The organism is Roseibium album, from assembly GCF_001404515.1.
Taxonomy (GTDB): domain Bacteria; phylum Pseudomonadota; class Alphaproteobacteria; order Rhizobiales; family Stappiaceae; genus Roseibium; species Roseibium album.
On the sequence record NZ_CXWE01000005.1, the window covers coordinates 364,229 to 378,193 of the forward strand.

At 56.0% G+C, this 13,965-nt stretch carries 9 protein-coding genes; 4 read left to right on the forward strand and 5 right to left on the reverse strand.

Going from position 1 to position 13,965, the window contains the following annotated elements; translation table 11 throughout:
* Positions 1 to 2: 2 nt before the first annotated feature.
* Both LA5095_RS18580 and LA5095_RS18585 read right to left on the reverse strand, forming a co-directional pair.
* Positions 3 to 2,216 (reverse strand): ABC transporter permease, encoded by a 2,214-nt coding sequence (locus LA5095_RS18580; protein ID WP_055117599.1) that lies wholly within the window; start codon positions 2,214 to 2,216, stop codon positions 3 to 5.
* A gap of 3 nt (positions 2,217 to 2,219) precedes the next feature.
* Entirely contained in the window at positions 2,220 to 3,245 is a 1,026-nt protein-coding gene (locus LA5095_RS18585) for an ABC transporter substrate-binding protein (RefSeq protein WP_055117601.1), read from the reverse strand.
* 242 nt (positions 3,246 to 3,487) lie between these two features.
* Here LA5095_RS18585 and LA5095_RS18590 point away from each other — a divergent pair, with 242 nt between their 5' ends.
* Positions 3,488 to 3,706, forward strand: coding sequence for a hypothetical protein (locus tag LA5095_RS18590; protein ID WP_055117603.1), 219 nt, complete (start codon positions 3,488 to 3,490; stop codon positions 3,704 to 3,706).
* A gap of 41 nt (positions 3,707 to 3,747) precedes the next feature.
* Here the strand turns inward: LA5095_RS18590 and LA5095_RS18595 are convergent, their stop codons facing one another.
* Positions 3,748 to 5,751, reverse strand: coding sequence for a methyl-accepting chemotaxis protein (locus LA5095_RS18595; RefSeq protein WP_055117605.1), 2,004 nt, complete (start codon positions 5,749 to 5,751; stop codon positions 3,748 to 3,750).
* Positions 5,752 to 6,250: 499 nt separating this feature from the next.
* Between LA5095_RS18595 and LA5095_RS18600 the strand changes: the two genes are divergently transcribed.
* Genes LA5095_RS18600 through LA5095_RS18610 form a run of 3 tightly spaced genes read left to right on the forward strand, consistent with a single transcriptional unit; the run spans position 6,251 to position 11,519 of the window.
* Positions 6,251 to 8,044 (forward strand): adenylate/guanylate cyclase domain-containing protein, encoded by a 1,794-nt coding sequence (locus LA5095_RS18600; protein ID WP_082442878.1) that lies wholly within the window; start codon positions 6,251 to 6,253, stop codon positions 8,042 to 8,044.
* 38 nt (positions 8,045 to 8,082) lie between these two features.
* Positions 8,083 to 9,282 carry a phosphatase PAP2 family protein gene (locus tag LA5095_RS18605; protein WP_055117609.1) on the forward strand — a complete coding sequence of 400 codons (1,200 nt, stop codon included), beginning with the start codon at positions 8,083 to 8,085 and terminating at the stop codon, positions 9,280 to 9,282.
* Between the two features lie 29 nt (positions 9,283 to 9,311).
* Positions 9,312 to 11,519, forward strand: coding sequence for a S8/S53 family peptidase (locus LA5095_RS18610; protein WP_055117611.1), 2,208 nt, complete (start codon positions 9,312 to 9,314; stop codon positions 11,517 to 11,519).
* Positions 11,520 to 11,605: 86 nt separating this feature from the next.
* Here the strand turns inward: LA5095_RS18610 and LA5095_RS18615 are convergent, their stop codons facing one another.
* Together LA5095_RS18615 and LA5095_RS18620 are read right to left on the reverse strand one after the other, a co-directional pair.
* Entirely contained in the window at positions 11,606 to 12,703 is a 1,098-nt protein-coding gene (locus tag LA5095_RS18615) for an NAD(P)/FAD-dependent oxidoreductase (protein WP_055117613.1), read from the reverse strand.
* Positions 12,704 to 12,946: 243 nt separating this feature from the next.
* Positions 12,947 to 13,861, reverse strand: coding sequence for a MurR/RpiR family transcriptional regulator (locus LA5095_RS18620; RefSeq protein WP_055118043.1), 915 nt, complete (start codon positions 13,859 to 13,861; stop codon positions 12,947 to 12,949).
* Positions 13,862 to 13,965: the final 104 nt, after the last annotated feature.

Consider the following 13,965-nt stretch of genomic DNA (forward strand, 5'->3'; position numbering starts at 1 on the left):
GATCAGGTTCTCGTGGCGAATTGAGTGCGGCGGCCGATCTGGGTACGACCGACAATGAACTGCAGGAGAGCAACGACCGACAACATGACGAATATGAGCGTCGTTGAATATGCAATCGCGAGGCCATAGTCGTTGTTCTCCACCCGGCCGATAATGTAGCTGGTGGCCATATCGTATTCGGCGGAGACAAGGAAAATCACTGCGCTGATCGCCGTCATGGCGCGCACAAAGCTGAACACCAGGGCGGCCAGAATGGCCGGACGCAACAGCGGCAGAATGACCTTTCGGAAAGTCTGCCAACTGTTCGCTCCAAGTGTGAGGGAACTCTCGTCCAGAGACTTGTCGAGCTGGCTCATCGAGGCGATGCCGGCACGCACACCAACCGGCATGTTCCGGAAAATGAAACTGACGACAAGAATGATGCCGGTCCCGGTTATTTCGATGGGTGGTACGTTGAAGGCCAGAATGTAACTTACACCGATCACCGTTCCCGGGATGGCAAAACTCAGCATTGTACCGAACTCGAAGGCATTCTTGCCCGCGAAGGTCTGTCTTGTCAGCAAATAGGCCGTTATGAGGCCAACTGCCGCGGTCAGCGGCGCCGCTGCTGCGGCGATCTGGATCGTCGTGAAGAAGCTGTCCCAGGCCGCTCCAGACCAGTGAAGTCCGTGCTCGGTCCAACCGACCGAAAACGCGGTGATATAGTGCTTGAAAGTCAGGGTATTGCGAACACCCCAGAGCTCTACGAAACTCCCGTAGACAATCATGCCGTAGACGATGATCGTAAAGGCACCCCAAATCCCTGCGACGGCAAAAACGGGAAAAGACAGCCTGCGAGGCATGAGCGGGTGCACGCCGGCGTCCCCTTTCCCCGTGACCGTTGTGTAGTTCTTCTTTCCGAGCCAGACCCGCTGGAAATAGAAGGCAGTCAACGTAAAGAACAACAGCACCATTGCCAGGACCGCCGCACGGCTCTGGTCATATTGTGCACCGACGATTGCAAAGAAGATCTCGGTACTGAGCACATCGAAGTTGCCACCCAGAACGAGCGGATTGCCGAAATCCGCCATGCTTTCGATGAACCCCAGCAGGAAGGCATTGGCAAGACCTGGACGCATCAGGGGCAACGAAACGGTCTTGAATGTCTGCCAACGGTTGGCGCGCAGTGTCTGCGCGGCTTCTTCCATGGATGGGCTGACCCCCTCGACCACGCCGATCAGAACAAGAAAGGCGATCGGCGTGAAGGCCAATGTCTGCGCAATCAGTATCCCGGGAAGTCCGTAGAGCCACCTTGTCGGCTGTATGCCGAACAGCTCCGATACAAACACGGTCACGGAGCCGGAGAGGCCGAACAACAAGATGAGTGCCAGACCGATCACGAATGGTGGCGTAATGATCGGCAGAACCGTCAGCGCGCGCAAACCCCGCTTGAAGCGGAAGCCGGAACGCGTCACCACCAACGCAAAAACAAGGCCCAGGCCCGTGGTAATGATGCCGACCAGCACTGCCAGGAACAACGAGTTCCACGCCGCGCCGCAGCGAGCGCCCCAGAAACACCCCAGTCCCCACAGTCGGTCGTCGAAGAACTTCGATACGAATACCGTTATGGAATAGTGGCCGCCATCGGTTACGAAGGCAGCCACAAGCATCCGCACGATCGGGAAAAAGACAAATGTGGCAACGATGATGATAACGCCGCCGATGGCGCTTACGACAAAGACGTCACCGTTTATCGCACCGCGTGCGGCAATGCCCTGCGTGAACAGAAAAAGGAACGCGGTTGCGACGAGCAGGGCCCCGTAGCCCATCCCGAACTGACGATCACCAAGCTCACCAAAAACGGCATTGAGCCATTCATAGCTGAAGCCTCTGATGCCAATTCCAAACCCTTGTGCAATCAGCCAGGCGAAGCCAAGGCCGCCTGCAAGGATCAGCGTTGCCGAATAGACTGGGTCGGATTTTCGCCGACGCAGTACGAACAGCGGGGCCAACAGTGGTGCAATTAATGGCGCCAGCCACATTTTTTCCGATTGAGCGATCAGAAATGCGGCTGGCGCATAGTCTTCATCCAACGGGTATCCGTCGAGCAGCCAGGCGAATGAGAAGAAACCGTCCTCAATCCCATACCAGGGCAATAGGCAAAACCCGGCCCATCCGGCGGCAATCCAGAATATCAGAACGGACAGGCCGGTGTTTTCAACGGATACGTTGCGCATGATTTACTGCGGCAGCGTGGACACCTCCTCGTCCCACTTTTGCAGCAACCGCTTGCGCTCGTCCGATGAACCGTATTTGGCGAAGTCATAGTCAATCAGCTTGATTTGGCTCATATCGGGCGCGGAAGGTGACGTTTCCGAATTCTTGTTGGACGGCACCTGGAACGCGTTGACTTCGAGTGCGAGGTTCTGCGCTTCGGGTGACAATGCCCAATCATAGAATTTCTTGGCTTCATCGAGGTTTCTGGCACCGTCGATGATGGACATGGACCCGATCTCGTAGCCTGTACCTTCGCAAGGGGCGACGACCTTGATCGGGAATCCGGACACCGCCTGCTTGACGGCATCATGCATGAACACGATTCCGATCGTATTCTCGCCACGGCCTGCTGCCTTGATCGGTGCGGAGCCGGATTTGGTGTACTGGTTGATATTGGCGTGCAGACCTTTCATGAATTCAAAACCCTCATCCTCGCCAAAAATCTGCACCATGGATGCAAGGGTTGTATAAGCCGTGCCGGATGAATTCGGGTTCGCCATCTGGACATGACCCTTGTATTCGGGCTTCAGCAGATCTTTCCAGCAGGATGGTTCAGGCAGATTGTTGGCGGACGCCAGGTCGGTGTTATAGCCATACCCAAGTGCACCGGAATAAATCCCGATCGTCCGGTTGCCGGCGCTCTCTGCCTGGGAGATCGCCCAATCGTGCAGCTGATCGCGCATCGGGGAAACGTACTCTTGTGTGAGGCCTTCCTCTGCTGCCTGCAGATGCGGATCGCCGGTTCCACCCCACCACACGTCACCCTTCGGATTGGCCGACTCGGCACGTATCTGCGCAAACGTCTCACCGGACGATTTCCGGGTCATGTTGACGTCAATTCCGGTCGCCTCTTCAAAGCTGCGCGCCATCAGCTGACACCAATCTTCCTGCGCACTGCAATAGAGGGTCATTTTGTCCGCATGCGCGGAACCGGTGGCTGCAGCAAACGCAAATAGCGAGATACCAAACGCAAATTTGATAGATTTCATAGTGACCTCCCAAGATTTATGACATTTTTATGACAATACGTTAGGGCATCAATGCGCCCTCAGCAATCGCTAAATTAACTGTCGTGATTTTGCCTTCTGTCCGGCTCGACATACGTTGTCGATTGCCTGCAACCAAAGCGTTCTCGCAATGCAGGTATCAATCACGGGAAGGTGCAAAACCCTCCCCGGTTGCTGGTTTCCGGATTTGTTGACAGACAAATGAAGTTGGCACAGGCGGCTGCATGCAATCTGAAAGAATGTTCCAGATCAGAAGGCTTCTGAAACCCGAATTCGTGCGGCCAATCGAGGCCAATCTACGTTCGGCCGCGTATGCGTCGATGATAATGATTGCGAATGCGAACCAGAGACAGGTTCGCACGATCTTGCAGAACCGGGTCGCGACCCGGGAACAGACAGCCCAACCAGGCACAACCTGCCTGGTTCACGCCCGGACGCCATAGACATCGCGCGGATCAAAGGTGCCACTGCTCGGCAGTCGACATCAAGCAGCAGCGACATCTCCCAGGAACTCTTCGATGACATCACGAAGCTGTTCCGTGTTCGCCGAAACACCCTTTGCTGCCGACAGCACCTTTTCAACGGAGTCCTGACTTTCATCCGCGGCCTGCTGAACACCGACAATATTCTCCGAAACTTCATTGGATCCGGCAGCAGCGGAATTGACGTTTGCCGTGATTTCCGCGGTCGATGATCCTTGCTCTTCAACCGCCGCGGAAATGGCCTCGGTGGCTGAAGAAACCTCACGCATCGTTTCGGCAATTCCGCGAATGGCATCGACCGAACTTTCGGTCTCTTTCTGAATATCGGTGATCTGGGTAGAGATGGCTTCAGTTGCCTTGGCAGTTTGCGTGGCAAGTTCCTTCACCTCGGACGCGACAACCGCAAAGCCCTTGCCCGCTTCTCCAGCTCTTGCTGCCTCAATTGTGGCGTTGAGAGCGAGAAGGTTCGTCTGCTCGGCAATTCCCTGGATCAACAGAATGACTTCGCCAATCTTGTCTGCAGAGTCAGCAAGACCTGCGATCTTGGTGTCTGTCTCGATTGTTGCATCAGTCGCTTGTTCGACGATGCTCTTCGTCTGGCTGACCTGCCGGGATATTTCACCGATCGATTCCGACAGCGTTTCCGTAGCCGCAGCGACAGCCTGGACGTTGTTCGATGCGTCCTTCGACGCACTGGAAACACTGTCCGCCTGCGAGGTTGTCTGCGAGGCGATGGTCGAAAGGTTGCCTGCCGAAGTCTCCATTTCCCGGTTTTCCGCATTGACTGCTTCAAGCACACCAAGGACGGTTTCACGGAAGTTGCCAATGAGGTCATCGACCTTTGTCTGGCGACCCGCACGCATTTCCTGATCGCGTTCGTTTTCATTCATGAGCGCCATTCGCTCAAGGGACGTGTTCTTGAAAATCTCAACGGTCCCGGCCATTTCGCCGATTTCGGTCTTCAAGCCGATCAATGGAACCTCGGTCTCAACGTCCCCCTCAGCAAGCGATTTCATCGCGTTGTTTAGTCGAGCTATTGGTGACGTGATGCTCCTTCCGATCAGAAAACCGGAAAAGATCACCGCTGCAAGAATGCCAATTCCCGCAGCCAGAAAAGTCTGGTCCGTCGTTTTCATGGTCGAAGTGAAGTGAGCGTTGGCCGCGGCCTGGCCTTCGTCGGCTGCTTCGCGGATCCTCGCGAAATCCGGCTGCATCTCCGCAAAAATCTGACTGAGCTTTTTCGTCTCCGGCTTCAGCAACATGGAGGTTTTGGCAAATGACTTGAAACCTGCCTGATAGGAGTCCATCAGGATCGTCAGTTTGGCGCTCAATTCTTCGGGAAGAGCCGCGTTGCCGAGGAGTGCATCGAACTCTTCGCGTCTTTTATCGATACGCGCGACGTACTTTTCCTTGCCACGCATCATGAAGTCTTTCTCGTGACGGCGCATCATCAGCATCTTGACGGTCAAGGAATCCAGTTTGGCCGTCTTTAGCAGTTCCTCCACGTTATGAACGGCTTGTCTCAGTTCGCCCTCAAGCCCGTCCTTTTCGTTCAAACCAACGGTTTGATGCAGTCCCGCAACCTTGTGGAACTGCTCTTTATGATGATCGACTTCGTTTTGGAGTTTCTCGATATTCTCAAGAACCGCTGCGGAAGCCTCCAGGTCCGCCATTTGCATCAGCGCGGCGTTCACTTTCGAAACTGCAGCATCATATTTTCCGATGTACTTGGTATCACGCCGAAGCAGGAAGTCCTTTTCGCTGCGGCGCATCTGCAAGGCACCGATCTCCACAGACTGAACGAGTTCGTAGAGAGTTGCATACTGGTTTTTGCTCTCAAGGGAATGCACGGTGCCCATACGGCCTACAAGATAGGTAATCCCGAGCGCAGAGACCGCCACCATCGTCAACAGCACAAGCAGATTGATACGCGTACGGATCCTCAATCGGTCAAGCAAGCCAACCTTTTTGCGTCCGTTTTCAGCGAATTCCGTTTGATCAGACATTTGGTGAACTCCCCCCGAGCCAGGTCATCGAACTCGTCACAGTGAAAATCTCCGACAAGTCTCAACCGTCCAAATTTGCAAGTTTTAGTAAAATGCTCGTCAAAAATTACTAAAGTTATAAATATCCCAAATGATGTTTCCACTCGAAACAACAACGTGACATTTGTTTCGAACGTGCGAATTGCGTGAGTAAGAACCGGACTGCACTGTCAGATTTAACTAGAATTCAGCCTTGCTGTTATTTGCAAAATTGCCGATAGATTTTTACACATGGATGTGAGTAAATAAGACTGCTTTCCCAAGCGGAATTCTAAAAGATAAATCAGTAAAAACATTACAAATTACAAACACTATTGCAGAATGAATTTTACACGCTTAAGCTGACGAACAAGGTAATTCACTTGTATGCTGTAATCCGATTTGGGATTTAGCTATATTCCCAGTTGTTCAGCAATGCATTACTTTAATACGCGAACCCAAATTTGCGAGGTACCTCGCGATGATTTCAACCTCGTACTCGGATTTTTTAACGTTAGGTACGGGGCTCCTACGGGTTAACAAAGCGGTTCTGTTTGCCGACGTTGTTGACTCCGTGCGTCTGTTTGAAGTCGACGAGGAAGGGACAATTGTCCGCTGGATCGGCTTCGTCGACGATCTTGAACGCAGGTTGTCCGCCTCCGGACAAGGACGGCTCGTCAAGCGCATGGGTGATGGGCTGCTGGCTGAATTCGACGATGTCAGCTTCGCGGCACGGACCGCACTGGACATTCAGGACGCCATCAGGAAAGTGAATGAAAATCTCGGAACGGATCGTCGCATCGAATTGCGTATCGGCCTGGACGTTGGCGAGATCCTCCACAGCTCCGACCAGGACCTGTACGGACAGCACGTAAACACCGCCGCGCGATTGTCTGCCGCATCGCGAGCAGGACAAATCATCGTCAGCGCTGCAATTCGGAATGTCCTGGCCAGCGATCCCGATTCAGAATTTGAAGACCTCGGCGAACTGCATCTCAAGAACCTGTCACAACCTGTCAGCGCGTTCCTGCTGCGCAGTCCGGACGAGGTTCCGAACCCGTCGCCAAGAATAGCGGCAAAGGACCTGCAGCCGACGATCGCTGTCCTGCCTCTGATGTCTCCGACCGTATCTCAGGAGACCATGATCTGGTCGAACCTGATTACCGAAGATCTCGTCGGCGCATTGGCACGCTCACCAGCGTTAAGCGTCATTTCGAACCTGTCCACCGCCAATTTCCGGGCGAAGCCCGTCGAACTGGAGGACATACGAACGAAACTGAGTGCTGATTTCATTGTGACAGGTTCGTTCCGCCATCACAAAGGCATGACGTTGCTTGATCTGGAGGTGGTTGAAACCCGCACGGGTCTGGTTGTCCTGTCTCAGCGCCTCGAATTCGACACGTCCGAGTTACTGCAGCAAAACACCATCTTCAGCGATCTCGCCAACAACGTGCATGCCGCTTTGCTGAATCGCGAAATGAAGCGGGCCCTGTCGGCGCCAATTCCGTCCCTGGAAGGCTACGCCATTTTGTTCGGCGCCATCGCATTGCTGAACCGACTGTCTCACCAGGATTTCAATCTTGCCGGAGAATTGCTGACCGGCCTGATCGAACGCATCCCCAACGCCCCCACTGCGCTCGCATGGAAGGCCCGCTGGCACGTTCTGAAGGTGCAGCAGGGCTGGGCGGACGACCCCGGACTGGAGGCCCGGTTGGCGCTCGATTGCACCGGGCGCGCGCTGGACATCGACCCGCAAAACTCCGGTGCCCTGGTCGCGGAGGGCTTTGTCCGCAACAACCTCTTGCACGATCTCGACGAAGCCGAGGAACTTTTTGACTGCGCCTTGGAAATGACCCCCAACGATGCGACCGGACGCGCATTGCGCGCTGGTCTTTACACATTCCGGGGAGAAGGACCGCAAGCGGCCAATGACGCGGAACGCGCACTGCACCTGGCACCACTTGATCCCAACCGGTTTTTCTTTCAGGCCATGGCGGCCGGCGCCAATCTCGCCAACAAGGACAATGCGCGGGCACTTGAACTCGCCTCCAGCTCGTTGCGTCTCAATCGGTCACACACGTCGACATTGAGGATCAAGGCCGTCGCGGAGTGGCGCCTGGGCAAGACCGACGACGCCAGGAAAACACTCGCCAAACTTTTAAAGAAACAACCGAATTTCACAGTCAGCTGGTGGCGGCAGTCATCGCCTGCAGCAGACTACGAAATGGGCCGGGCATTTGCCCGCTCACTGAAGGAACTTGGTGTACCGGAATAGACAGACACCTGGGCAATTTATGCTGAAAGGAGCGAATAATGGCACATTCAGGAGGAGTTGGACCCGAAGGAAGTCTCGGAAGTCTGGGCAGCCTCGGCAGCCTGGGAAGCCTTGGGAGTTTGGGGAGCCTCGGCAGCCTTGGCAGCCTGGGGAGCCTTGGCAGCCTGGGCAGCCTCGGATCGGTCGGCGCCAATCCGCCCCTGGTGGCGCAGGCACTGATCACCAGTCGTGACGGGATCGCCGGCACCTGGGAGCCAGTGCAGTACACTGAAGTGACGGCAAACCACCAGGAGGACACCGCCTATCTCGAACGGCTCGCTCCCGCCGTGAGGACGAGCGTCTTTGCGCTCGAAATCGGCTCCCGGATTGGCTTCAATTTCGCAAACGGCAACGCAAAGGTCTTTCACCTGCAGACGGACTTCCAGTTGCCGGATACGAAGTATCAGACACTGATGGAAATGAAGCGTCCCACACGGGAAATTTTCGCTGATCAGCTGACCATGGTCGCAAACTACGCGGACTTGCGCCCGGACCGTTCAGGCGAAATCATCGCGCAACTTGCAACACCGTTGGAGTTTCTGCGCGCAATTGCGTTTGTTGATCCGGAACGCACTCCATTCACTGTCGAATTGCTGGGTATGTCGCTTTGGCTCGCCAACTACGTCGAAATGCGGCTGAAATACTCGTTGTCGTGCAAGCGGCCGATAGAATGGTCGCCGCAAATCCAGCCAATGATCTGGACACCAACCCATGGCAGCCTGCCCAGCGGGCATGCAACGGAAGCGTTCTGCATGGCACAGGTGCTTTGGCTGTTGCTGCGGGAATCCGGAACGAGTCCTTACTCTGGTGACCTGTGGGGCGAAATGATGATGCGGCAGGCCGCGCGCATCGCGATCAACCGAACCGTGGCCGGCGTACACTTTCCGGTCGACAGTGTCGCCGGTGCCGTGCTGGGTCTCAATCTCGGCGAATATCTCGTCAAACGATGCAAGAGAGAACAGCCGGATACCGGCTGGAAATTCAACGGCGAGCACTTCCATGACGGGTCGGGTTCGGCAACGAACATGGATTTCAACTGGAGAGACTATTACGATTTCTCCTCCAGTCCCCCCGGGCTGAGTGACACGACTGGCTGGGTAAGCCGCACTAACTTCCAAAATTCGATCGATGATGCTGTTTCTGAACCTCTCGGGTGGCTTTGGGCCCGGGCAAAGGCGGAATGGCACGACATCACCTGACGAAACCGAATGATTGAAGGGAGGCTCACATGGTCTTCACTTGGAACGAATTCGACGCTGGTGACATCGTTCTGAATCCATCGGCGGATTTTCGCGTTAACACGGTAAGTCGCTCCATTGCCGCGGATCTGGCGATTCCAGAAGATGAAATCTGGTGGCTGATAGCTGCTAATCCGGCGAAAAGAGACAAGGACAGTGACGGCTACTACTCCCTTGACGAAATTTGGGACTTGTCGAAAAAACTGGGGCTGGGTGACGATCCGAAAAAATTCCTGCTGATTCCGCCCGAATACCCGGAAGAAGTGCGAGGAGTCTCAGCCCCCCCTGTCATTTCCCTTTACGCGCGGCGCAATTACATCAACGCGGTGAACGATAATGCGGTGAAAGAGCGTGGAGCCGAAACAGGCATTGCCTGGTTCGAAGTCGGCCCCGCGTTCCAAAAAGACGATATTGTCATGCAGGAAGTACCGTTCAACTTCGACCCTGGACCACCAATCAAGCTTCCCAAGGGGTCGACCGTGGTAGCGGTCATCGACAACGGCATGGCTGTCGGGCATGAACTTTTCCGGCGATTTGACGCTGGAGAAACTGTTTCCCGCGTCCAATTCTACTGGAACATGGACGGTGTCCAATACGACACCTCCAATTTGCCGCCCGGTACCGAACCCAGTACGGTTGGAAACGCATGGACAGGCAAGGGACTTTCAGATCACCTCAACGCGAATATTCACAATGGACTGTTGGATGATGCCGCATTTTACAATTCCATTGGTGCAACGGACTGGTCCAGTCGCCCGCACACCCCGGTCGCCCATCGTCTTTCGCATGGAACCCATGTCATGGGGCTGGCCGCGGGGTATCCGGCAAATAGTGCAAAGAGCATCGACGAAGCCGCGAAACGTCCGATCATCGCCGTTAACCTGCGGACATCAGATGTGGAAGATCCCTCGGGCAATTTGTTTGCCCTTTGGCTGGAACAGGCCCTCTTTTACATTCTCGGGCGCCACAAACGGTTTGTGATCGATGATCCCCCGGGCGAGGTGCCACCCCTCGTGATCAACTTCAGTTTTGGAAATTATGCAGGCCCTCACGACGGAACCGGGATCGTTGAGACCAAGATCAGGGACGTCCTCCTGAAAGCGGAAGAAAAGTGCTTCAGGTGTGAGTGTGTTCTTCCGGCGGGAAACGGAAACGAGAACCGCTGTCATGCCAGGATAGAAATAAGCGGCGACACCCATCGAAGCAAAGTTCTCGATTGGCGTGTTCAGCCGTCGGACAGAAGCATGTCGGCGGTTCAGATCTGGCTGGACACGGAAAACAAGGTCGCACCCGATTACGCGACCCTGACGGTAGAGGGGCCGGGCGGCATAGCGCCGGCGAGCGTGCCGACACACCATCCGGTCTCATGGCAGGAACTCGTCACCGGCGCGGGTGAGAGAATAGGGCTTGTCTATTTTCTCGGCGCCGGCATTGGTCCGTTCAAGCGCGGCCATTTTGGTGTCCTTCTATATGCGACCGACAGTCCGGCAGATGTGGGACCATTCGCGCCGTCCGGATCCTGGCAGCTCAAGCTGGAGGCCCCACAGGCTTCCGGCGACGTTGGTGCAAAAGCCTGGGTCATCCGCGACGAAACGTTACCGGGCTTTCCCGTATTCGGACGGCAGTCCTACTTTGACGATCCCGAATATGAGCGGTTTTACCAGCCGGGCACGGACATTTTTCACCTGGATCGACCACTGATCGGAGGACCCCTTGGTTACGATCCCAACATGACTTCGGCCTATGTGCGCCGACAAGGCACACTCAGCGGATTTGCCAGCGGCGACAAGCCCGTCGTGATAGGTGGCTTCCGCAGCACGACCCCGGAAAAAGACAGCCCGATGGCGCTCTATTCGGCCAGCGGACCAACCAACAATCCGAATAAAACCGGACCTGATGCTTCGGCAAGGAGTGACGACAGTTTGGTCTTGCCGGGTGTCCTGAGCGCAGGATCCGCGAGCGGTTCATACGTTGCAATGCCGGGAACAAGCGTGTCGGCCCCGCAAGTGACCCGGTGGATCGCCTGCAAACTGGCTGACGGCCACCCTGCGGACCCCCAGGCAGTGCACGATGCCGCCGATGGCATGGATCCGGCAACGAATCCGCGCAAGCCCCCTGCCATCCGCTCCGGCGGCGGACGCATGCTCGATCTGCCGATCCTGTTCGGACTGTCCCGCTGGCCTGATCCGCCAACGTGAACAAGGGCTGAGGCCACAGTGCATTTGAGTGTGAGTGATCCGCACCTGCCGAAGAAGAATACGAGGCGGCTCCTAGCCAGCCGGTATCAATCCCGCGCCTCGAGCCAGACCTGCGCCGTCTTCATGTCCTTCGACACGATCCCCTCTGCGAGCTTCTGGCCGACAACGGCACCGAACTTGTAACCGTGGCCTGAACAGGCCGACACGATTGTTGCCCTGTCCTCGGTTGTCGCGAAGAAATGCTCATCGGAAGTGAATGTATAGGCGCATGTCACCACATCATCGACGTGATACTCCGTGATCCTGGCGAACGGAGGCGCAAAGTGATTGCGCAGCGTTTCACCCTCACCTGCCTCCGCCACCCGGTCCTGGTCGGGCGCGGCCTTGTGTTTGTGAATACCTGCACCGAATTTGAGCCCGGTTCCGGCAACCGGCGGCAGAACGTAGCCGTCAATCGGGCCACCCGGATCCAGAATGGCAGGTGATCGCTCCCAGGCCTCGCGCAGGTTTTCCGGCGGCGTCAGGTAGACAACTGCGGTGCGGTAGGTCGTCAGACTGGTGCCAAGTTTGGGAAACAGCCCGAGTGTCCAGGCACCAGAGGTGATGATGAGGTGGTCACCGTTCAGAACGGAACCGTCCACCAACGTGGCGGAGCCTGCAGACGTGTCCACAGCTGTAACCTTGGCATTCTCGCGGACGTCAGCTCCATTCCTGCGCAGCCAGTCACGCAGGTCCGAGGCGATCTTCTGGCACAGCAGTACCCCCCCTTCGTCACTGACAGCCCCGTACCTGATGGTCGACGGATCGATAAAGGGAAATCGCTTTGCAGTTTCTGCCGGTGTCAGGTCTTCAAACGGATAGCCGCCGTCAATCAGTCCCTGCCGATAGATTTCACCGCCATCACCCTGTTGCTGCGACAGCAGCATGAAGCCGGTTTCAACGAGATGCGAGGCTTCCAGATCCGCCCACATTTCATCCCAGGCCGCATAGGCATCCCCGATGCGGCGCTGGTATCCGCCCTTCCCGCCATACGCCCGGCGAATAATGCGATGCTGGTCACCGGAGGCCGAAAGCGGGTTGGGGATCGGTCCCTGCTCCAGCAGTGTCACAGGAACGCCTCGCTTGGTCAGCGCCCAGGCGGTGGAAAGGCCCGAGATCCCGGCGCCAACGATCAGTATTGCCATGTTGGTTTTCCTGCGATGTCTTCGCGAAGATTAACGAGCCGGAATGTCGGTGCAAGAGGCGATTTGCCACTGGCGACGCATACCGGATATGCGGCGGGACCGTGTTCACACAATGGTTTAAGGAGTTAAGGTTTCACCTCGAATACCACAATGAGGCAATCTCCAGAACCTTGCGAAAGAACGCAGAAAACCCAATTTTTCAACACGTTATCGCGGCAATCGGAATCAGTTCAAGAGCCTGGTTCAATCTCCCAGGGGCTGAGGTCCGGTTCGTCCGTGATACGCCGTCAGCGAGGCTCTGATCCGGCGCAGGTTCTCCGCCGTGTTGTCGGACCTGAGCTGCGCAATGGCCATCGCCAGCGCATCGATGATGACCAGATAGGCATAGCGCGACGCCGTCGGCTTGTAGATATCGGGGTCTTCCGGAAGATCTATCTGAAGGGCGCACTCGACACTTCGGGACAGCGTGCTTTCAGACTTTGTGATGGCGATAGTGGTTGCTCCGTAGCCTCCCGCAATTTCCGCTGCACTCAGCACCTCATCAGCTTCTCCGCTCGAGGAAATGAGCAGAATGACGTCTGACTTGGACAACGTCGCAGCCCGCATCTGCAACAGATAGCTGTCGGAAACGGCCACAGTCGCAATTCCGAGACGAAACAGACGGTTGGATGCTTCCTGTGCCACAATGGAGGAGCCTCCCCCGATGCCGCCAACCAGAACGGTCCGCGCGTTTGCGATATGATCCTTTGCAGCCTCGAACTTGTCATTGTCCAGCTGACGGCGCACGACGTTCAATGATGCCGACAAGGCGCCGATGACCTGATCGAGGACCCCTGCACCCGTCTCTGTCGCGGCCCTGTCACCGACATCGAGATACTGCAGGCTGACGGCAAGATTTTGTGCCAGCCGGATCTTGAATTCCCGGAACCCGTCGCAGCCCATGGTCCGGCAGAAGCGGACAACCGTTGGTGAACTTACGTCGCAGGCCCGCGCCACTTCGGCGATCGTCATGGAACTGATCTTTTCGAGGTTTGCCGACACGAAGTCGGCGACCTTCTGCTCGCGCGTGGAAAGCTGACCCTCTGCTTTCCTGAGATTGGAGATCACATCGACCGCTGCGTGTCCCAGATCGTCATCGATTTTCAAGCGTGCCTGCATCATTCCTCCTGCCCGTTCTGTAACTCGGTTACAAAACCGGGTCAATAAATTACCACAACGGGCCCTTATTGGGTCTATTTTTGTAATTTAATGACAAAAATAAC